Annotated in this window: 16 protein-coding genes and 1 tRNA gene; 3 read left to right on the top strand and 14 right to left on the bottom strand. The window is 61.9% G+C overall.

The window, feature by feature from the left end:
- The first annotated feature begins 48 nt into the window (after positions 1-48).
- Positions 49-2028: a cation:proton antiporter domain-containing protein gene (locus ACQ4WM_RS09970; RefSeq protein WP_436546510.1), complete on the top strand. Its 1980-nt coding sequence runs from the start codon at positions 49-51 to the stop codon at positions 2026-2028.
- A gap of 1 nt (position 2029) precedes the next feature.
- Here ACQ4WM_RS09970 and ACQ4WM_RS09965 read toward each other — a convergent pair whose 3' ends face one another.
- From ACQ4WM_RS09965 to ACQ4WM_RS09955, 3 genes are all read right to left on the bottom strand, one after another.
- Positions 2030-3229, bottom strand: coding sequence for a GGDEF domain-containing protein (locus tag ACQ4WM_RS09965; RefSeq protein WP_436546509.1), 1200 nt, complete (start codon positions 3227-3229; stop codon positions 2030-2032).
- A gap of 36 nt (positions 3230-3265) precedes the next feature.
- The gene (locus ACQ4WM_RS09960; protein WP_436546508.1) at positions 3266-4114 is read right to left on the bottom strand and encodes an MOSC domain-containing protein; all 849 of its coding nucleotides are present in this window, start codon (positions 4112-4114) and stop codon (positions 3266-3268) included.
- 119 nt (positions 4115-4233) lie between these two features.
- Positions 4234-5328 (bottom strand): type II asparaginase, encoded by a 1095-nt coding sequence (locus tag ACQ4WM_RS09955; RefSeq protein ID WP_436546507.1) that lies wholly within the window; start codon positions 5326-5328, stop codon positions 4234-4236.
- Between the two features lie 138 nt (positions 5329-5466).
- Here ACQ4WM_RS09955 and ACQ4WM_RS09950 point away from each other — a divergent pair, with 138 nt between their 5' ends.
- Positions 5467-6309: a MipA/OmpV family protein gene (locus tag ACQ4WM_RS09950; protein WP_436546506.1), complete on the top strand. Its 843-nt coding sequence runs from the start codon at positions 5467-5469 to the stop codon at positions 6307-6309.
- 30 nt (positions 6310-6339) lie between these two features.
- On the opposite strand, the gene ACQ4WM_RS09945 is transcribed toward ACQ4WM_RS09950, so the two are convergent.
- Genes ACQ4WM_RS09945 through ACQ4WM_RS09935 form a run of 3 tightly spaced genes read right to left on the bottom strand, consistent with a single transcriptional unit; the run spans position 6340 to position 12476 of the window.
- Positions 6340-6963 (bottom strand): hypothetical protein, encoded by a 624-nt coding sequence (locus tag ACQ4WM_RS09945; protein WP_436546505.1) that lies wholly within the window; start codon positions 6961-6963, stop codon positions 6340-6342.
- On the bottom strand, positions 6963-10832 hold the full coding sequence (locus ACQ4WM_RS09940) for a two-partner secretion domain-containing protein (RefSeq protein ID WP_436546504.1): 3870 nt from the start codon (positions 10830-10832) through the stop codon (positions 6963-6965). Before ACQ4WM_RS09940 ends, ACQ4WM_RS09945 begins: the two co-directional genes overlap by 1 nt.
- Before the next feature lie 60 nt (positions 10833-10892).
- Positions 10893-12476 carry a ShlB/FhaC/HecB family hemolysin secretion/activation protein gene (locus tag ACQ4WM_RS09935; protein ID WP_436546503.1) on the bottom strand — a complete coding sequence of 528 codons (1584 nt, stop codon included), beginning with the start codon at positions 12474-12476 and terminating at the stop codon, positions 10893-10895.
- A gap of 416 nt (positions 12477-12892) precedes the next feature.
- Here ACQ4WM_RS09935 and ACQ4WM_RS09930 point away from each other — a divergent pair, with 416 nt between their 5' ends.
- A complete protein-coding gene (locus tag ACQ4WM_RS09930; protein WP_436546502.1) occupies positions 12893-14584 on the top strand; it encodes a PAS domain-containing hybrid sensor histidine kinase/response regulator in 1692 nt (563 codons plus the stop codon).
- 117 nt (positions 14585-14701) lie between these two features.
- Here ACQ4WM_RS09930 and ACQ4WM_RS09925 read toward each other — a convergent pair whose 3' ends face one another.
- The 8 genes from ACQ4WM_RS09925 to ACQ4WM_RS09890 all read right to left on the bottom strand — a co-directional run bounded on the left by ACQ4WM_RS09925 (position 14702) and on the right by ACQ4WM_RS09890 (position 20084).
- Positions 14702-15088 (bottom strand): type II toxin-antitoxin system VapC family toxin, encoded by a 387-nt coding sequence (locus ACQ4WM_RS09925; RefSeq protein WP_436546501.1) that lies wholly within the window; start codon positions 15086-15088, stop codon positions 14702-14704.
- Entirely contained in the window at positions 15085-15330 is a 246-nt protein-coding gene (locus ACQ4WM_RS09920; protein ID WP_436546500.1) for a type II toxin-antitoxin system Phd/YefM family antitoxin, read from the bottom strand. The genes ACQ4WM_RS09925 and ACQ4WM_RS09920 overlap by 4 nt, the downstream gene beginning before the upstream one ends.
- Positions 15331-15395: 65 nt before the next feature.
- On the bottom strand, positions 15396-15938 hold the full coding sequence (locus ACQ4WM_RS09915) for a DsbA family protein (protein ID WP_436546499.1): 543 nt from the start codon (positions 15936-15938) through the stop codon (positions 15396-15398).
- A gap of 173 nt (positions 15939-16111) precedes the next feature.
- A complete protein-coding gene (gene ychF / locus ACQ4WM_RS09910; protein WP_308923584.1) occupies positions 16112-17203 on the bottom strand; it encodes a redox-regulated ATPase YchF in 1092 nt (363 codons plus the stop codon).
- Positions 17204-17408: 205 nt separating this feature from the next.
- Entirely contained in the window at positions 17409-17993 is a 585-nt protein-coding gene (pth, locus tag ACQ4WM_RS09905) for an aminoacyl-tRNA hydrolase (RefSeq protein ID WP_065310111.1), read from the bottom strand.
- Between the two features lie 114 nt (positions 17994-18107).
- Positions 18108-18731 carry a 50S ribosomal protein L25/general stress protein Ctc gene (locus ACQ4WM_RS09900; protein WP_436546498.1) on the bottom strand — a complete coding sequence of 208 codons (624 nt, stop codon included), beginning with the start codon at positions 18729-18731 and terminating at the stop codon, positions 18108-18110.
- A 181-nt stretch (positions 18732-18912) separates the two neighbouring features.
- Positions 18913-19863: a ribose-phosphate pyrophosphokinase gene (locus tag ACQ4WM_RS09895; protein ID WP_065310113.1), complete on the bottom strand. Its 951-nt coding sequence runs from the start codon at positions 19861-19863 to the stop codon at positions 18913-18915.
- 144 nt (positions 19864-20007) lie between these two features.
- Positions 20008-20084: transfer RNA gene (locus ACQ4WM_RS09890), tRNA-Gln, on the bottom strand.
- Positions 20085-20158: the final 74 nt, after the last annotated feature.

Below are 20158 nucleotides of genomic sequence, written 5' to 3'. Positions count from 1 at the left end.
TGCCAGTCACAACAAACTACGATTTCCACTGACCACCCCGGGCAACCCATGTTTTCCTCGCTAGAATTGACCCTGATGTTACTCGGCAGCGCCGTGCTTGGCGTGGTGGCTTTCAGAATGTTGCACTTGCCCCCCATGCTGGGCTACCTGGCGGTCGGCATCGTCATCGGCCCTCATGCGCTGGGGCTGGCCGCCGAGAATGAAGCGAGCCATACCCTGGCCGAATTCGGCGTCGTCTTCCTGATGTTTTCGATCGGGCTCGAGTTTTCCCTTCCCAAGTTTCTTGCCATGCGGCGCATCGTCTTCGGACTCGGCATGGCGCAGGTGGTCACCACCATTGTTGCCACCGTCGTCTTTGGCTGGCTGGTTGGGCGCTATCTGTCGGCCTATTTGCACCTCAGCTGGCAGGCCGCATTTGCGCTCGGCGGCGCGCTGGCCATGTCGTCGACCGCCATCGTGTCGAAAATGCTGACGGAACGGCTCGAACTCGAAAGCGAACACGGCCGCAAGATCATCGGCATCCTGCTGTTCCAGGACCTGGCCGTGGTGCCGCTGCTGATCCTGATCCCGGCGCTGACGAAAGACTCGGACAACCTGGCCGAAACGCTGGCCTGGGCCGGCGCCAAGGCGGTGGTGGTGCTGATCCTGCTGTTGTTCCTGGGACAAAAAATGGTGCGCGGCTGGCTCACCATCGTCGCCAAGCGCCGTTCGCAGGAACTATTCATGCTCAACCTGCTGTTAATTACCCTGGGCGCGGCCTGGATCACCGAACGCGCGGGCCTGTCGCTAGCCCTGGGCGCTTTCGTGGCCGGCATGCTGATCTCCGAAACCGAGTTCAAGCACCAGGTCGAAGAGGATATCAAACCTTTCCGCGATGTGCTGCTGGGCCTGTTTTTCATCACGGTCGGCATGCTGCTCAATATCCGCGTGGTGATCGACAACTGGTGGCTGGTGCTGTTGCTGCTGTGCGCGCCGGTGCTGCTGAAATTTGCCCTGATCGCCGGCCTGGCCAGGCTGTTCGGCGCCAGCAACGGCGTGGCCCTGCGCACCGGGCTGGGACTGGCCCAGGCCGGCGAATTCGGCTTCGTGCTGCTCAACCTGGCCGGTGGCATCAAATTGATGGACCCGTTCGTGGTGCAGGTGGTACTGGCGGCGATGGTGCTGTCGATGCTGATCGCGCCCCTGCTGATCGCAAAATCGGATGCGATCGTCATCAAGCTGGCCGCCAATGACTGGATGATGCAGTCGCTGGCGCTGACGAAAATTGCCACCCGTACCATGGCGGCCCAGAAACACGTGCTGATCGCCGGCTTCGGGCGCAGCGGGCAAAGCCTGGCCACCCTGCTGACGGAAGAAAAGATTGAATACCATGCGCTGGACCTGGACCCGGAGCGGGTGCAGGAAGCGCAGCTGGCCGGCGCCCATGTGTCGTATGGCGACGCCGGTCGGCGCGAAAGCCTGGTGGCAGCCGGGATTTACCGGGCCAGCGCCATCGTGATTACCTATGCCAACACGCCGGCGGCCCTGCGGCTGCTGCATCTGGTTACTGAACTGGCGCCCACCCTGCCCGTCATCGTGCGCAGCTACGACGACAGCGACCTGGACCTGCTGCGCGATGCGGGCGCCACCGAAGTGGTGCCGGAACTGATGGAAGGCAGTTTAATGCTGGCCTCGCACGCCCTGATCATGATGGGCGTGCCGCTGCGCCGCGTGGTGCACCGGGTGCAGGCGGCGCGCGAAGAACGCTATGCCTCGCTGCGCGGCTATTTCCACGGCGCCAGCGACGCCGGCGACGACGCCGAACTCGAACGCCTGCATTCGGTAACCGTCGGCGATGGCGCGCACTGCATTGGTGTTCCTTTGAGCAGCATCGACATGAGCGCTTGTGGCGCGCTGGTTACCACCATCCGCCGCGGACGTAGCCGGCTTGCAGTCACGCCCGAAACGCAGCTGGCCGGCGGCGACGTGGTGGTACTGCGCGGCAGCGCCGATGCCGTCGCCAGGGCGGAAAGCTTGCTGCTGAAGTAAATCAGCTTGCCGAGGCGCTGACCACCAGGTTGCGGCCATTCGCCTTGGCCTGGTACAGGGCCTGGTCGGCGTGCGCCACCAGTTGCTGCGCCACCACTTCGATGGCCAACTGCTCCGATTGCGACGGCAGGCTGGCCACGCCGATCGACACGCTGACCGACGCCTGCACGGCGCCCGCTTGCCCGGCACCGGGCAAATCGAACGGCGTGCCGGCGATGCTGGCGCGGATGCGCTCGGCCACAAACGTAGCACTGTCGAGGTCGGCATCAATCAACAGCACGACGAATTCCTCGCCGCCGAAGCGCCCCAGCGCGTCGGAGCGGCGCAATTCCTGGCGGATGCGCGCCGCCACTTCGCGCAGGACTTCGTCGCCACCCTGGTGGCCATGAGTATCGTTGACCTTCTTGAAGTGGTCGATATCGATATACATGCAGGCGATGCAATATTGCTGGCGCCGCGCACGGGCGATTTCTTCCAGCATGCGCCGGTCGATATAACGGCGGTTGTAGACGCCGGTCAGCGCATCAGTCAGGCCAATATATTTCAGCATTTCATTGCTGATCACGTTTTCCAGGCAGATCGCGATAATCGACGCCATGTGCTTGACGAAGTCAGTGCCCAGCGCCGGTGTAAAGCGCGCGCTGTCGCTGCTGGCCAGGTTCAGGCTGCCGATCAGCCGCTTGTTGCGCAGCAAGGGCACCAGCGCCACGCTGCGCAGTACCAGCTTGCCAGCGGTCGCGCTGGCCGGAAAGCGGGCGCCGTGCACGGTCGCATCGAATGGCCCCAGCAGCGGCAACTGTGGCGCGCCTTCGCCAGCCGGCATGAAACCGAGCTCTTCAGGATGCTGCACGAACAACATTTGCGGAAAGTCGCTGAAATCGACGCCCAACTTTTCCATCACCACCAGGATATCGTCGCCCTCGTCAACCAGGCTGAGGGTAACGCCGTCGAGTTCGGAGACCACCGGCAAGGTACGAAAGATGGTACCGATCAGTTCGGGAAAGGTGGCGGCGCCGACGATTTCCAGGTCAAACGCCTGGTGGCGGCCCATGATGTCGTGGTTGCGTTCGAGTTGCTCGTGCAAATACCCCATGCGCACGCGCAAGGCCTGGTTTTCCGCTTCCAGGCGGGCGATCGATGCGGCCAGGCTGCTGGCATCGCTGCCCTGCTGGTCTGATGCCGGCGATATCGGTTGAATCATATATAAACCTCAAACCCTTCTGTGCGGCCACAACGCTTAAAACGCCAGTTCGAAACCGACTTCCTGGCCCACCACGATGGCTTCGTCGCCGCCACTGGTGACGATGGCGTTCATGCCGAAGCAGATTGCGCCGTCGAGCCCGGGTTTGGCACGATAATGCATGACATCGAGCGGGTCCGGTCCCGGCACGCCCGTGGCCTGATCGACCGAGGGAATCGGACAGCGCGGGCAGGGCTTGACGGGTTTCAGGGTGGTGGCGCCAAACTGCAGCGTGTCGGCATAATCTTCCTCGAAAGCGCCGATGCCGTCGAGTACCAGGTTGGGCCGAAAGCGGTTCATCGGCAACGGCGTGCGGCCGGCCGCGCGCAGCTTCTCGTTCACATCGTCGAGCGAGGCCCTGCTCGCCACCAGCAACGGATAACCATCGGAAAACAGGGTGGGCGCGGCAATCCCGGCGGTCCATTTGGTGCCGGTGGTGCGCACCACGTCCGGGTGGAAACGCGCCAGCCGGCATGGCACGCCGATGGCGTTGGAAAACCAGGCCGCCGTCACGGCGTCGCAATCATAGGCGCGTACCTGCTCATCCCACAACTGGACTTCCAGCATGGGCGCCAGTTGCGGATGCGGCAGACCCAGTTCAATTTCCAGGCGCAACATGCCCGGCGCGCGCAGTTCCATGGTAGTGGCCTTGATGGTGGGCACGATCAGCGCCATGCGCGGATAGTCGCGCTGGGTCAGGAAACGGCCCTCGGCATCGACCACCATCCACTCGCGGTCATACACCTGTTCGCTCATCAGGCCACAATCAGTCAGCACGGCCTCGCGCAGGGCGATGCCGGCGCACGATTTGATCGGGTAAAGGGTAATCTCGGACAGGATAGCCATGCGCCACGGGCAGCGCCGCAGCCGCTGCCGATTGATTGTTCAGGGGCGAAGTATGGCAGCAAAGCGGGCCAGCGTAAATCTGCCTGATGCGGCAAATGTGGCGCCGGCCCGGCGGGCCATCAATAGGTGTAGAAAATACGCTGGATTTCCTGTGTGCTGTTGGTCTTGGTCAACGCCAGCATCAGCAGGATGCGGGCTTTTTGCGGGTTCAGGGTGTCCGACACGACACTGTCGAGTTCATCGTCATTGGCTTCGCCGTTGCGCGCCACGATGCCCTGTCCCACGCGGCTCGAACGCACGATCAGCACACCCTTCTGGCGCGCTTCGACCAGCGCCGGCTTCATTTGCGCGGCCACGCTGCCATCGCCCACGCCGGCGTGGATGATGCCCTTGGCGCCAGCGGCGATAAAGGCATCCATGCCGATACGGTTCATATTCGCGTAGCCATACACGATGTCCACTTGTGGCAGGGAATCGAGCTTGCTGATGTCAAATTCCGATTCCAGTGTGTGCTTGCGCGTCGACTGGCGGTAAAAGAACGGCTTGCTGCCCTGGATATAGCCGAGCATGCCCAGTTCGGTCGACTTGAAGGTGTCGGTGGTCGAGGTGTTGGTCTTGGTGACTTCCCGCGCCGCATTGATCTGGTCGTTCAGGGCCACCAGCACGCCCTTGCCGACGGCTTCGCGGCTGCCGGCCAGCATCACCGCGTTGTACAGGTTGATCGGGCCATCGGCCGAGATCGCCGTTGATGGGCGCATGGCACCTACCACCACTACCGGCTTGTTGCTTTTGACGGTCAGGTTCAGGAAATACGCGGTTTCTTCGATGGTGTCGGTGCCGTGCGTGACCACCACGCCATCGACGTCTGGCGAAGCGAGCAGCACATTGATGCGCTTGGCCAGGGTCAGCCAGTGTCCATTGGTCATGCTTTCGCTGGCGATCTGGAACACTTGCTCGCCTCTGACGTTGGCCACTTTTTTCAGTTCCGGCACCGCCGCGATCAGGCGTTCGACGCCGACGGTGGCCGAGGTGTAGCCGACGGTGGTGGTGCTATCGGCGCCGCTGCCGGCAATGGTGCCGCCGGTGGCCAGGATCACTACATTCGGCAGTTTGACGGCTGCCTGCTGCGCACGCGCGGGCGCGGCGGCGACAAAACTCATCATCAAGGTGGCCAGCATCAGCTGTGCACAAGATTGGAATTTGCGTGAAAACATGGTGCTCCTGTTGGTGATAGGGAAAAAGTGACAAAGTGGCAGTTAAATTATATGCCATCAGTCTGTTATCGCAGGACGATTTTGTGCACCGGCGGCGATGCAGTACAGTGGTCGCATTTCCTGCGACTGGAGCAATCGATGGCATCCCTGTATTTCCTGCCAATAAATGCCGGCCTGCTTGCAGCGCTGGCTGCAATCCCCGCCACGGCCGCAGAACCGGCACTGCCACTGTGGGAAGCGGGCGTCTTCGGCGGTACCGCCGTCACGCCCGCCTATCCGGGTTCAAGCGAGCGCTCGACACGCACGCTGGCCCTGCCCTATCTTGTTTATCGGGGAAAAGTGCTGCGCGCCGATCGCGAGGGCGTGGGCGCGCGGCTGGTCAATACCGATAAAACTGAATTTGACGTCGGCTTTGCCCTGTCGCTGCCGGCCAAATCAGATGAGGTACCGGCCCGGCGCGGCATGCCGGACCTGGGCACGCTGGTGGAATTTGGCCCGCGCCTGAAAATCAAGCTGGCCGAACCGTCGCCAACTAGCCGTGTGCGGCTGGAGCTGCCGCTGCGCGCCGTGATCGAAGCGCGCGGCGGCCTGCATCGCCAGGGCGCCACGTTCGAGCCGCGCCTGGCCTACACTCTGTTTGACCCGCAGGGGCGCTGGCATGTCGATACGGCCCTCTCCGCCGTGCTGGGCAATCGTGGCATCAATGACTATTTTTATGGCGTCGAGCAGCAGTTTGCTACCGCCGGGCGTCCTGCCTACACGGCAAAAAGCGGGCTGATGCTCACGCGCCTGGGCCTGGCCGGCTCGTATCTGCTGCACCGCGACTGGCGCACGTTTGCCTTTTTACGCTACGACAACTACGCCAGTGCCGCCAACCGGGACAGCCCGCTGCTGCGCCAGAACAGCGGCACCTCGGCCGGCATCGGGCTGATGTGGACATGGCAACGTTCAGACCGGCCAGCCCGGGATGGGCAAGAATAGCCTGCAGATAATCGTCTGCCGGTGGAATGACTACCGGTAGCCGGCGAAAACCGCGCTGGCAGGCCGTGTTTCAGGAAGGATATAGACGATGCCATCGGATTGCCGGAAGGCCGGACTGACGACAGCCTGGTAGAACTTGAGCGGCACATTGATACAGCCATACGAAATACGATTATCGCTGATCGTGGCACTGGCCAGTCGCTGCAGCCGCTGCTCGCGCGGATTGCTGGTGACCACCGGGTGCAGGGAAATGGCGGCGTCGTAATCGACCCACAGGATTTCGCCACCATGCAGGTTGTGGCCCAGCGAAGCGACAAACCGCCCGGCTGGCGTAGTGCGCTCTTCAGGCTTGATGTCGGCCAGCTTGCGCGTGCCGATACCGGGCGCCGAGTCGTCTCCCGAGGACTGTCCCAGCAAGGCGGCCGACGCGCCGCGCAAGCTGCCATCGACGTCGAACACGAACACCTTCGCACCGCGCTTGTCGACGATCACGAAAGGCAGGCTATGATTGTCGCCCGAGCCGACGATCCAGTCGGCCAGACTGCTGGCCTCGGCAGATGCCGGTTCAAGCTTGAAGTCAGCCCGTCCGCCCTCTGCCAGCGCCCATGGCGCAACAGCCAGGGCGCACAGGGCAAGCCACCATTTGACACTCATCAGTTACGATCCTGCTTGCGCGGATGCGCGGCAGGCACGTACGGCCGGGGCACGGCTTCCACCGGTGCGACCGGTGGCGCAGGTACTTCTGCGGCCGGCACTGGTGGTGCGACCGGCGGTGCGACTGGTGGAAACGCGAACGGCGCACCAGGTGGTGTGGCTGGCGGCAACACCAGCAAGCCCACGACCGGCGGTGGTGCTGGCTGGAAGCTGTTCACAGGCACCACGACTGGCGGCGTCACTACCACCGGCGGCACGACGACAGGTGGCGTCACCACTACCGGCGGCACGACAACAGGAGGCGTCACCACTACCGGCGGCACGACAACAGGAGGCGTGACCACTACCGGCGGCACGACAACAGGAGGCGTCACCACCACTGGCGGCACGACGACAGGCGGCGTCACCACTACTGGCGGCACGACGACAGGAGGCGTTACCACCACCGGTGGCACGACCACAGGTGGCGTCACCACTACCGGCGGCACGACGACAGGAGGCGTCACCACCACCGGTGGCACGACGACAGGAGGCGTGACCACCACCGGTGGCACGACGACAGGAGGCGTGACCACTACCGGTGGCACGACGACAGGAGGCGTCACCACTACCGGCGGCACGACGACAGGGGGTGTCACCACCACTGGCGGCACGACGACAGGAGGCGTCACCACTACCGGTGGCACGACGACAGGTGGCGTGACCACTGCCGGCGGCACGACAACAGGGGGCGTCACCACTACCGGTGGCACGACGACGGGCGGATCGATCACAACTGGCGGCACGACCACTGGCGGTGCGACAACCACCGGCGGCACCACCACCGCCGGGGTAACGATCAGCGCGCCACTGACATAGGTAATCGCATAGTTCGACGGCGTGAAGCTGCCACCTGCTGCGTTGCTGGATGTAATTGCATAGGGTCCGGGCGCCGCGGCGTTCGCAGCGGCGCCGGGGCTGCTGCCGGTCACGCTGCCGATACTCTCGCCGTTCTGCAGCGCGCTCGACGTGAAGCCGCTCAAGTCCGGCGTCTCGCCATATGCTTTGGTGACGTTCTTGGCCGTAATGGTCAAGGGCGCCGGGGTGACCGTCAGCGCGCCATTGATATAGGTAATCGCATAGTTTGACGCCGTGAACGTGCCACCGGTCGCATTGCTTGGAATAATCGCGTACGGTCCCGGTACCTGCGCGTTGGCACGCGTGCCGTCACTGATTTCTGTCACGCTGCCGATGCTCTCGCCGTTTTGCAGCGGGGTCGAGTTAAATTCGGACAGGGTCGGCGTCTGGCCATACACTTTGCTGACGTTGGCAGCCGTGATGATCAGCGCGGCCGGCGTAATGCTGGCGTTGGTCGATGCGGTCGCGTTGACCGTGTAGTTGCCGGCCTCGGCCCCGGTCAATCCCAGGCCCGTGCCCAGCACCGCCCGGTTGTTGCCGACATTCTGGCTGTCGAAGGTGGCCGAGCCGCCGGTGTAGCTGACGGTCGCCGCATCGGCAGCCAGCACGCCATTCAGGCTGCGGCTGGTAATGTCTGCACTCTGCTTGCCGTCATAGACCTTGTTGGCCGCGCTGATCGAGCCGAGAATGGCCAGCGCCGTAATATTGGCCGAACTGCTGCCGCTGCCGTTGCCGAACAGCGCGAAGCGCGCCACGTTGGCGCCGCCCAGGTTGTAGCCGCTGTAGGTGACGGCCTTGCCCACGCCGACGTTCTTGTCGGTGAAAGTGGCAAGGCCGGGTACCAGGGTGACGTCGCCACCGGCGCGCGGATCGCTGATGAAGCCCAGGCTGGCGGCATTGCTGGCGTCATAGATTTTATTGTCGGCACGGGCAAACACCCATGCACGCGCATCGAGTGCTCCAACCACCTTGGTGCCATAGGCAGCGATCTCGGCCGCCGTGTTGGCATAACCGTTCGGATTGAACAGGATGACCGTATTGGCGCCAGTGACCGCGCCGATACCGGCAAACACCACCGTACCGCCGGACACGCCGGGGCCGGTGCCGTCATTGTCGGCGCGCAAGGTGACCTGGCCGCCATCGGCGCTGACCGCGCTGTTGATGGTGATGCTGTTATTGGCAATCATGCTCAACGAGCCGCCGCCATTGGCGCTCAGGGCGCCATTGACATTGATATTATTGCCCGCACGCATGGCGGTCGAGCCGCCGCCATCGGTCGTCAGTGCACCATCGATGACGATATTGCGTCCCGCATCCACACTCACCAGCGAGCCGCTGCCGCTGGCCGTGATGGCTGCGGCCGCGTTCAGCACCACATCGTTCAAGGCGATCAGGCGCAGGCCCGAACCTGCGGTGCTGGCGGTAATTGCGGCATTGACCAGCACGTCATGGCCGGCGTTCAGTTCCAGCGTTTGTGGCGTCGTCCAGGTCAGCGCACTGCCCACCGTGATGTCGTTGGTGGCCGTGATCACGCGGTTGCTGCTGGCCAGGCTCAGCGCCACCTGTGACGGCGTTTCATCGCCGCCGGCCAGCGCGATCGTATAGTTGACCGGGTCGAGCAGCCAGGTGCCCGTCTTGCCATGCGGCGCCAGCGTGTCGACGTACGAATTGGCGCCGCGCACCACGGTCTTGCCGGAGGTTTCGATCAGGCCGCCGTTGCCTGACACTGCGCCACCGCGCGCCGTCAGCGTGCCGTCGAAGGTGGTGGCGCCGTCTGACCAGGCAACAATCTGGCCACCGTTGCCGGCCGTAACTGCATCGGCATGAATCACCGCACCGCGCTCGATGGTAGTCGTCGTAGCGTGCGCTTCCACGCCCTTGCCTTGGTAATTGCCGCCAACCAGCACCGTGCCGCCGCCGGCATCGCCGGATGCGTCGATGGCTGCCTGGCCCGTCAATGCAATCTGCTGGCCGAGCACGGTGACCTTGCCACCGCGCTCGCCTGCACTGCGGCCCGAGGCATCAAGCGTGCCGGCCACCGTGACGCTGCCGCCTGCGGTGTCACCGAGCAGGCGGATCACGCCGTTCTGATTGTCCAGCGTACGGGCGCGTATCACGCCGGTATTGTTGACGGCGCTGCCCAGCACGCTACTGGCGCCTTGTGCGGTCAGCAGCACCTGGCCGCCGTCAGCCTGGATCAGGCCACCGTTCTGCGCCAGCGCGCCGAGCGCGCCGCGATCGACCGTCACGTTGAGCAACTGGCCGCCCAGCACATCGAGCGTGACGGCGCTGCCGGCGGCCAGCGCCACCATGCCGCGGTTGGCCACGATGCTGCCCTGGTTATCGACCTTGCCGCCCACCAGCGCCACATAGCCGCCATTGGCATTGATCGCGCCCTGGTTCACGACGGCGGCCTTGCCCGCGCCGCTGAACTGATAGCGCCCGGCCATGAAGTCGCTGTCGCTCAGGCCCAGGGTCGAGCCGACCAGGCCGCCCACATTGACAGACGCGCCCTTGCCGAACAGGATGCCGTTCGGATTGATCAGGAACACCTTGCCGTTGGCGCTCAGATTGCCCAGGATGCTGGACGGATCGGCGCCGATGACGCGGTTGAGGGCCACCGAGTTGCTGTTCGGCTGCACGAACTGCACGCTTTCGCCGGCGGCGATATTAAAACTTTGCCAGTTGATCGCCACGTTCTGCGTCGCCTGGTTGATCACCATGCTGCCCGGCTTGGTATTGTTGATGGTGGCGCTGCCCGCCGTCACCACGCCGGTGGGCGGCAATGCGTACACATTCGCGCCGAGCGCCAGCATCAGCGACACCGACAGTGCTTTCAATGCAAAAAACGCGCTGCCGGACGCGCCGCCGCGCACGGACGAGGATGGTTTGCCGGCGCTGCTGGCGTTTTCGGAAACGGCGGCGTAGGCGCCGGTTTTTTCATTCCATATCGAACGATAAATGTGATTCATGGTGTCTCTCTGTACTGTGATGGGCGTGCTGATGCGAACTATGCGGGTATGGTCGTCGGCTTAGAAATACTTGACCGCCTGGACCCAGAAGCGCCCACCCTTGTCCGGGGCCGAGGTGGCCACGGCATTGCCGAGCTTGTGCGCGTAATAGGCACGCACCACGAAATCGTTGTTACTGGCCCAGCTCAGGCCAAGGCCTGCGCCGCTCAGGGTGCGCTTGTTGTCGCCGGCCGCCCACTGATTCTTGTTCAGCGTGACTTTGCCCGTATCGACAAAGCCGATCAGTTGTATCTGGCCAGGCACGCTGGACGGCAGCGGCGGCAGTTGCCAACGCGCTTCCAGATTCAGCACATACCCCTGGTCGGCATACGCTTCGCCTTCCGGATAGGCGCGCACGCCATTGACGCCACCGAGTTCCATGCGCTCGGAAACGTCGAGGTTTTTCGATGCCAGCTGGCCATTGATCGCCGCATACACCGACACGCTGTCGCTGACGCTTTGCAGGCGTGTCGCGCTGAAGCCAAGCTTGTGGTAGCTGCCATTGCTGCGCGCCGTCAGGGCGTCAAAAACGCGCACATCGGCCGTCTCGATATCGAGGTCGCCGCTGGCCACGAACACCGAGTAGCCATTGACGCCGCCGCCACCAAAACTGTCGCGATGGTCGCCGTACAGTCCCACTGTTGCCACGCGCACTTTTTTATCGTTGACAATGGATGCCACCTGTACCTTGTCCTGGAAGGTTTTGTCGTCATACGACATTTGCGCATACAGATTGGTGTCGCGCGAGCGTATCAGCGGATAGCTGCCATAGATGCCGGCGATCTTCGCCGTGCCGCGCGCGTCGAGGCTGTCGAATTCCTTGCCCAGCTTGTAGTCGAGGTGGCTGTACGCGGCCCCCACCGTGGCACGGCCCACTTGCAGCTGGTAAGAGGCGCGTGCATATTTCAAGCCATCGCCCGAGGTCAGCACGCGCAGGCTCGCCACATCACCGAGGCCGAACGGCTGATTCAGGTTGACGGTGGCGCCAATCCGGTTGACGCCCGTATAGCGGCTGCCTGCATTATCGGCGTCGATGCTGCCGGTGACGCGCTGGCCGGGCAGCACATCGACCAGCAGGTCGGTCGTGCCAGGCACCACGCCCGGCGCCAGCGTGGACTTGACGTTCACGCCAGGCAAATCGGACAGCAGCAGCAGGCGGTTTTCCAGCGGCTCGCGCATCACCGTGTCACCGGCGTCGAGGCCAGACAACAAGGCGCCCACGCGGCCATCGGACATATTGGTCCCGTTCTTCAGGCCAATCTGACCGTAGCGCCCTTCCAGCACCGCAATGGTGACGATGCCATCCTTGATGTCCTGCGCTGGCAGATAGGCCTGGGCCACCACATAGCCGTCGCGGCGGTATTGCTGTTCGATGATTGAGGCCATTGCATCGAGCTGCGCCAGGCTCAAGCTGCTACCCGGCTGAAACCCCGTCAGGGCCAGCAGCACTGCTTCCGGGTAGGCGCTGGCGCCGCTGACGCGCAGTTGATTGACCTGCATGCTGGCGCTGGAAGCAGGCACGGCGGCCACTGGCTCGGCGACTTGCTCCACCTGCAGGCGCGGCTGAACCGGCTGTGGCGCCGGCGATGGCGGAATTTGGTGCATCTGGCTGCCAGCGCTGGGGACCTGCTGCGCCAGGGCAATACTTTGCGTAAGCGCCAACATGACGAACGGTAAAACTTTGATTTGGGACATGCTTGCCTTGGTTATATTTGAATGTATTGGCAATGTTTTAAATTCCCATAACCAATATTGCCATTTAGCACGCACTTTCTCCGTCTGCTACCGCACATAAGAAACGTCTTTTGCATGTAAAAAAGCTGCAGAATGAGGCCAGTTGGCGTTCTCAGCCATGCAAGATGCGCACGGATGCGGGAAGAAATTTTGCTAAAATGGAGCTTGTCGTGTAATTCAGCAACACAGTTAGCAGCGTGTTCACCAGACCACAGCGCCTGTCGCTCAACAATGTGCAACCCGTCTATCTGACCAGAAACGGCCGTTGCGAACCAAGGGCAGTAAGCATGAACCAGATTTACCGTGCCGGCACCGCAGCACACGCAGCCCAGCCTGCGCTGCTGCAGGCGGGAGTGTTGCAAGAAGCCATTTTTAACAGCACTTATTTTTCCTGCATCGCCACCGATGCACAGGGCGTGATCCAGTTATTCAACGTCGGCGCCGAGCGCATGCTGGGCTACCAGGCAGACGATGTGATCAACCGGATTACGCCGGCCGCCATTTCCGACCCGGCCGAGGCCGTTGTCCGCGCCGCTGCCCTCTCGCTGGAATTCGATACGCCGATCACTGCCGGTTTCGAGGCACTGGTCTACAAGGCGTCGCGCGGTATCGAAGACAACTATGAGCTGACGTATGTGCGCAAGGATGGCAGCCGCTTCCCGGCCATCGTGTCGGTCACGGCGCTGCGCGATGCGGACGACGCCATCATCGGCTATCTGCTGGTCGGCACCGACAATACCGTGCGCAAGCATGCGGAACAGGAGCGCGAACTGCTCAATCGCGTGCTGAGCGACAATAGCGTCGAGCTGGAAAAAGCACGCGCGCAAGCGGACAAGGCCAACCTCGCCAAGTCCGAATTTTTGTCGAGCATGAGCCATGAATTGCGCACGCCGCTCAACGCGGTGCTGGGCTTTGCCCAGCTGATGGCGTCGGATACGCCGCCGCCCAGCGCCTCACAGCAACGCTCGCTGGACCAGATCCTCAATGGCGGCTGGTATCTGCTGCGCCTGATCAATGAAATTCTCGACCTGTCGATGATCGAATCGGGCCGGGTCGCCATGTCGCGCGAAGCGATGGCGCTTACCGAGGTCTTGCGCGACTGCCGCGCGATGATCACGCCGCAGGCGCAAAAGCGCCAACTCACGCTGACCTTCCCTACACTCGCCCAGCCGTTCTACGTGCATGCCGACCTGACGCGGGTCAAACAGGTGGTCATCAACCTGCTGTCGAACGCGATCAAATACAACCGTACTGGCGGCAGCGTGCTGGTGGAATGCCAACAGCATGGCGACCGGGTGCGCCTGAGCGTGCGCGACACGGGCAAGGGCCTGAGCGCCGAGCAACTGCAACAATTATTCCAGCCGTTTAACCGGCTGGGGCAGGAAGCCGGCACCGAGGAAGGCACCGGCATCGGCCTGGTCGTGACGAAGCAACTGGTGGAACTGATGGGCGGCACGATGGGCGTGGAAAGTGAAGTCGGAGTCGGTACGCAGTTCTGGATCGAACTGGCGGCCTCATCGGCTCCCGAACTGCAGCTCGGTGAGCATACCGGGAATATGGGCCGGGAACCATCGGCTGACACGCCGCACGATGCACCGCGGCGCAAGGTGCTGTATGTGGAGGACAACCCAGCCAACCTGATCCTGGTCGAGCAACTGATCGCCCGCCGCAGTGACCTGGGCATGCTCAGCGCCATCGAGGGCCAGCTCGGCATCACGCTGGCGCGCCAGCACCAGCCCGACCTGATTCTGATGGACATCAACCTGCCCGGCCTCAGCGGCACCGAAGTGCTGGGCCTGTTGCGCGCCGATCCGCTGACGGCGCACATCCCCATCATCGCCCTGTCGGCCAACGCCCTGCCGCGCGACGTGCGCAAAGGCCTCGACGCCGGCTTCCTGCGCTACCTGACCAAGCCGATCAACGTACCCGAGTTCATGGAAGCGCTCGACACGGCGCTCAGCGTGACGGCTGCACTATAGCGTGATCGAGATACGCCAGAAACAAAAAAACCTCGCCAGCCGCGAGGTCGTCTGAAAAGCACTTGGTGCATCAGCCTGGCATCGCCAGCGCACTGATACCAAAATAATACGGATGCTTCACACCCTGCGCACAGGTCCTGGATATTGCGCAAGCAAGGCATCAGCCGTCAGCAAGGTGATGCCTTCGACCGTTGCCTGGGCTACCAGCATGCGATCGAACGGGTCTTTATGAATAGGTGGCAAACCCTCAATGGCAACGGCGTGTTCACTGGTGACGGGCAACTCGCTATAGCCATTGTCCAGCAGCGCGCGGCGCAATACCCGGGGGTCAGCCTGAAAGTCGACACGGCCCAGGCCGTGTTTGATCGAGATTTCCCACAGACTGGCGGGACTGAAAAACAGCTCATTGCCCGCATCTTCGATCAGAGCCCGCGAAACCGGACTCAAGCGGCCTGGATCGCCGGCCGCCCACAGAAGCAAATGCGTGTCGAGCAACAACTTCACGCATCACCGCCGAACAGGGCGGCAATTTCCACGCTTCCCATCGTGTCGAAATCATCGGGCACGGTGATCTGGCCGGCAAGAAAACCGAGCCGCTTCTTCTGTCCTGCCGCCGGCGCATCGAGTGCCATCACCTTGACCAAGGGGCGGCCGGCTTTGGCGATAATGAAAGACTCGCCATTGGCTGCCTGTTCGATAAGCCTGGACAAATGCGTCTTGGCCTCATGTATATTGACTGTTAACATATTCCATCCAAGCTAGACTAAGTTTAATTAGTCTAGCCATCTCCAGCCATCAATGCAAGCTTCTTTCAATGCTCGCCCAAAGCGGCGCGCACCGCCTGCTCCAGGTGGTCAAACCCGAACGACACATCGACCGGCTGATCATTGAGAAAAAAGCTCGGCGTGCCACGCAGCCCCAGCTGCACGGCCGCCGCATGGTGCTCGCGCACGCGCTGCAGATACAGATGGTCATTCATGTCGGCATGGTAGCGCGTCATGTCGAGCTCGATTTCCTCGGCATAGCGGGTCAGCGCCGCTTCCTTCAGATGCTGGGGCTGGCCATACAGCGCCGCGTGCATCGCCCAGAACTTGCCTTGAGCGGCCGCCGCCTCGGACGCTTCGGCCGCCAGCTCCGCATGCGGATGGGCGGCGCTATCGGGAAAATGGCGGAACACAAAGCGCAAGCGGTCGCCATAGGTTTCCACCAGGTGGCGCGTCAGCGGCTCGGCTTGTGCGCAGCGCGGGCATTCGAAGTCGCCGTATTCGACCAGGGTCACTCTGGCTTGAAGGTTGCCGGTGGCGTGTTCGGCGGACGACAGTCCGGCAATATCGGTATCAGTATGGATCATCATGGTTCTCCCGGCCGCGCTGGGCGGCCTGTCAGTGTAAGTGGGTTGATTGACTATAAACTCATTGCCCATCGAAAGGTCACACCGTACAAACATAACAATGCCTGCCGGCGCAAGGCGCGGGCAGGCATGGGGAAAACCAGGCTGGTGTCAGGTGGTGCCAGACACCGTCGTCATCAGACGTTGAACAAGAAATTCAGCACATCGCCATCCTTGACCACATATTCCTTGCCCTCGGCGCGCATCTTGCCCGCTTCCTTGGCGCCGGCTTCACCTTTGTAGGTGATGAAGTCGTCATAGGCGATGGTTTGCGCGCGGATAAAGCCGCGTTCGAAGTCGGTGTGGATCACGCCTGCCGCTTGCGGGCCGGTGGCACCGACCGGGATGGTCCAGGCACGTACTTCCTTGACGCCGGCGGTGAAGTAGGTTTGCAGGCCCAGCAGCTTGTAGGCGGCGCGGATCAGGCGATCCAGGCCTGGCTCTTCCATGCCCATGTCGGCCAGGAAAGCACCCTTGTCGGCGGCGTCCAGGTCGGCGATTTCCGCTTCCATCGAGGCGCAGATGGCGACGATCGGGGCGTTTTGCGATTTCGCGTAGGCGGTCAGCTGGTCCAGCAGCGGGTTGTCGGTGAAACCGCTGTCCGACACGTTGGCGACGAACATGGCCGGTTTGGCGGTGATCAGGCACAGCGGCTTGATCAGCAGCATTTCGTCGGCATCGAGACCCATCGCGCGTACCGGCTTGGCGTCGTTCAGGTACGGCATCATGCGTTCCATGATGGCCAGCAGCTTGGCCGCGTCCTTGTCGCCCGAACGGGCTTTCTTGTTTTCGCGGTGGATCGCTTTTTCCACGGTGCCCATGTCGGCCAGCGCCAGTTCGGTCTGGATGACTTCGATATCGTCGAGCGGGTTGATCTTGCCGGCCACATGGATCACGTTGTCATCTTCGAAGCAGCGCACGACGTTGACGATGGCGTCGGTTTCGCGGATGTGCGACAGGAACTGGTTGCCCAGGCCCTCGCCTTTCGACGCGCCAGCCACCAGGCCGGCAATGTCGACGAACTCGACGATGGCGTTGACCATGCGTTCCGGCTTGACGATGGCGGCCAGCGCATCCATGCGCGGATCCGGCACTTCGACCACGCCGACATTCGGCTCGATGGTGCAGAAAGGATAGTTTTCAGCCGGGATGCCGGCTTTCGTCAGCGCATTGAACAGGGTGGACTTGCCGACGTTCGGCAAGCCGACGATACCGCATTGGAGACTCATGAAAAACCTTTAATTATCAAAGCACAGTTATCAAAGCAGCCGTCGATCGGCATGCTGGCGGTGCTGTTAGGAAAAATGGTGGTCGTGCGACGATTCCGATGGTTTGGACAACGACATTCAGGACGTCATTGTACCCCTGCCCGCCACGCGGCAACAGCTTTGCTGCACCGGCTTGCCGCGCCAGCCACCATCTGGCAACACAACATCAGGCCGTATGCAGCTTCATGGTAGCGGCCTCGAACTTGCCGTCGACGATCTGCGGCATCACCAGCAGCGACTTGTCGATTGCCTGCTCGATCAGCTCCTGGTCTTCGCGGCGCGGACGGTGCAGCACGAAATCGGCCACCTGCTGCTGCAGGTTCAGGCTGCGCGGATGGCCGATGCCCAGGCGCAAGCGCCAGTAATCCTGGGTGCCGAGCGCAGCCGTGATGTCTTTCAAGCCATTGTGGCCGCCGGCCGAGCCGCCTTTTTTCAGGCGCGCGATGCCGGGCATCAGGTCGAGTTCATCATGCACCACCAGCACTTCGTCAGCGGCAATCTTGAAAAAGCGCGCCAGCGCGCCGACCGACTGGCCCGAGCGGTTCATGAAGGTCAGCGGTTCGAGCAGCCACACGTCCTGGCCGTTGATCGAGGTCTTGGCCAGCATGGCGTTATAGCGCGAATCGCGCTGCAAGCGCGTGCCGGGCAGGCTGTTGGCCAGGTTGTCGACCAGCCAGAAGCCGGCATTGTGGCGCGTTTGTTCGTATTCGGGTCCCGGGTTGCCGAGGCCGACGATCAGGCGTATGGGCATGGCGATATCTGCAGTAAAAAGAACGATTATCGGTGAAAACAGGCAGAAAAAAACCCGCCGGAGCGAGCCAGGCGGGTTTTTCCTTGCAACGACCGCCTTGCGGCGGCGGCACAATTACTTCTTGTCGGCTTCAGCAGCGGCAGCAGCGGCAGCAGCTTCTTCAGCTTCTTCGGCAATCGCGCCAGCCGGGATCGCAGCGGTAGCGATGGTCTGGTCATCGCCCTGGCCAATGACGGTCACGCCTTCTGGCAGGACCAGGTCGCTCACGTGCAGCGAGTGGCCAACTTCCATGTTCGACAGGTCAACGGTGATGAATTCTGGCAGCTTGCCTGGCAGGCACGATACTTCGATTTCGTTGGCAACGTGGCTGATGGTAGCGCCGCTCAGCTTGACTGCTGGCGAAACGTCGGCGTTTTCAAAGTGCAGCGCCACTTTCACGTGGATAGCTTGCTTGGCATCAACGCGCTGGAAGTCAGCGTGCAGGACCAGTTGTTTGTATGCGTGGACCTGGAAGTCACGCAGCAGCACTTGCTGGGAAACGCCGTCGATTTCCAGTTCCAGGATCGACGAGTGGAACACTTCTTTTTTCAGCGCGTGGTACAGCGCGTTGTGGTCCAGCGAGATCAGGACCGGGGCTTCAGTGCCGCCGTAGACGATACCAGGGGTTTGGCCGGAAATGCGCAGGCGGCGGCTCGCTCCGGAACCTTGCAATTCGCGTTTGAATGCGATAACTTTCATGTGAAACTCCAATAAGAACAAGACTCACGTCTTGTGTGATGAAGACTCCCGCGACCAGGAATCTTCGAAAATGGGTGCGGATGCACCCCGAAAACCACTAAAACAGCGGCGCGGCCGGTTCTGAAAACCGGCCGCGCCGCCGATGTTACGTTCTTTTTTACGTCTGTTGCTGCTGCCCGTATCAGTCGATGAACAGCGAGATGACCGAGTCACCCTTGATGATGCGCTTGAACGTCTCGGCCAACAGCGGCGCGCACGTCAGTTGACGGATCTTGCCGCAGGCCAGGGCCGCTTCAGACAGGGGGATCGTGTCGGTGACCACCAGTTCATCGAGCGACGAGGCCGAAATACGGTCGATCGCCGGGCCGGACAGCACTGCATGGGTGCAATACGCCACCACTTTCTTGGCGCCGCGCTCCTTGAGCACTTCGGCGGCCTTGGTCAGGGTGCCTGCGGTGTCGACCATGTCATCCATGATCACGCAGTTGCGGCCTTCGACTTCACCGATGATGTTCATCACTTCGGAGACGTTCGCTTTTGGACGGCGCTTGTCGATGATGGCCAGGTCGCAGCCCAGGCGTTTTGCCAGGGCGCGCGCACGTACCACACCGCCGACGTCCGGCGAGACCACCAGCAGATCCTGGTAGTTTTTCTTTTGCAGGTCACCAAGCAGGATAGGCGAGGCGTAGATATTGTCGACTGGGATATCAAAGAAGCCCTGGATCTGGTCGGCGTGCAAGTCCATGATCAGGACGCGCTCGACACCGGCTTTTTCCAGCATGTTGGCAACCACCTTGGCCGAAATGGCCACACGCGCGGAGCGTGGACGGCGATCCTGGCGGGCATAACCAAAATACGGAATCGCTGCGGTGATACGGCCGGCAGATGCGCGTTTCAGGGCGTCGACCATCAGGATGATTTCCATCAGGCTGTCGTTGGTCGGTGCGCAGGTGGATTGCAAAACAAAAACATCCTTGCCGCGAACGTTTTCGTTAATCTCGACCATTACTTCGCCGTCGGAGAATTTCGAAACGTTTGCCTTACCGAGAGGGATGCCGAGATTTTTTGCGACCCCTTCTGCTAACGCTGGATTCGCGTTGCCGGTAAAAACCATCAGGTTTTCGTAAGCCATGGGAGTCCCAGGAGGTGATATAGAAGTCTTGAAAAGAACTAACCGGGCATGCGCCCGGTCAGTCTGTGTTATGCATGTGCCGTTTAACGGCTTGCTTCCCGCACTGGACGCCAACTTCGCATCGACAGACTACGGTGAAACGGGTGGCAGGGGAAGAAGGATTCGAACCTTCGCATGCTGGAATCAAAATCCAGTGCCTTAACCAACTTGGCGACTCCCCTACGCAACTGACTGCTTGCTGTCATGTTGGCCGGTATTATACCGACTTTTTGAAGCTAAGCAAAATCTTTTTTGC

Source organism: Janthinobacterium longum, assembly GCF_051380735.1.
In the GTDB taxonomy this organism is placed as follows: Bacteria; Pseudomonadota; Gammaproteobacteria; order Burkholderiales; family Burkholderiaceae_D; genus Janthinobacterium.
Note: the sequence above shows the minus strand (reverse complement) of the source record. Positions and strands in the feature narration are given on the sequence as shown.

Bases quoted from the DNA above. Each gene is read 5' to 3' on its own strand.
- ACQ4WM_RS09945 (WP_436546505.1), bottom strand. From the start codon at position 6,963: ATGAGTGTCAAATGGTGGCTTGCCCTGTGCGCCCTGGCTGTTGCGCCA.
- ACQ4WM_RS09935 (WP_436546503.1), bottom strand. From the start codon at position 12,476: ATGCACCAAATTCCGCCATCGCCGGCGCCACAGCCGGTTCAGCCGCGC.
- ACQ4WM_RS09940 (WP_436546504.1), bottom strand. From the start codon at position 10,832: ATGAATCACATTTATCGTTCGATATGGAATGAAAAAACCGGCGCCTAC.
- ACQ4WM_RS09915 (WP_436546499.1), bottom strand. From the start codon at position 15,938: ATGATGATCCATACTGATACCGATATTGCCGGACTGTCGTCCGCCGAA.
- ACQ4WM_RS09970 (WP_436546510.1), top strand. From the start codon at position 49: ATGTTTTCCTCGCTAGAATTGACCCTGATGTTACTCGGCAGCGCCGTG.
- ychF (WP_308923584.1), bottom strand. From the start codon at position 17,203: ATGAGTCTCCAATGCGGTATCGTCGGCTTGCCGAACGTCGGCAAGTCC.
- ACQ4WM_RS09950 (WP_436546506.1), top strand. From the start codon at position 5,467: ATGGCATCCCTGTATTTCCTGCCAATAAATGCCGGCCTGCTTGCAGCG.
- ACQ4WM_RS09960 (WP_436546508.1), bottom strand. From the start codon at position 4,114: ATGGCTATCCTGTCCGAGATTACCCTTTACCCGATCAAATCGTGCGCC.
- ACQ4WM_RS09900 (WP_436546498.1), bottom strand. From the start codon at position 18,731: ATGAAAGTTATCGCATTCAAACGCGAATTGCAAGGTTCCGGAGCGAGC.
- ACQ4WM_RS09920 (WP_436546500.1), bottom strand. From the start codon at position 15,330: ATGTTAACAGTCAATATACATGAGGCCAAGACGCATTTGTCCAGGCTT.
- ACQ4WM_RS09895 (WP_065310113.1), bottom strand. From the start codon at position 19,863: ATGGCTTACGAAAACCTGATGGTTTTTACCGGCAACGCGAATCCAGCG.
- ACQ4WM_RS09955 (WP_436546507.1), bottom strand. From the start codon at position 5,328: ATGTTTTCACGCAAATTCCAATCTTGTGCACAGCTGATGCTGGCCACC.
- ACQ4WM_RS09965 (WP_436546509.1), bottom strand. From the start codon at position 3,229: ATGATTCAACCGATATCGCCGGCATCAGACCAGCAGGGCAGCGATGCC.
- pth (WP_065310111.1), bottom strand. From the start codon at position 17,993: ATGCCCATACGCCTGATCGTCGGCCTCGGCAACCCGGGACCCGAATAC.
- ACQ4WM_RS09930 (WP_436546502.1), top strand. From the start codon at position 12,893: ATGAACCAGATTTACCGTGCCGGCACCGCAGCACACGCAGCCCAGCCT.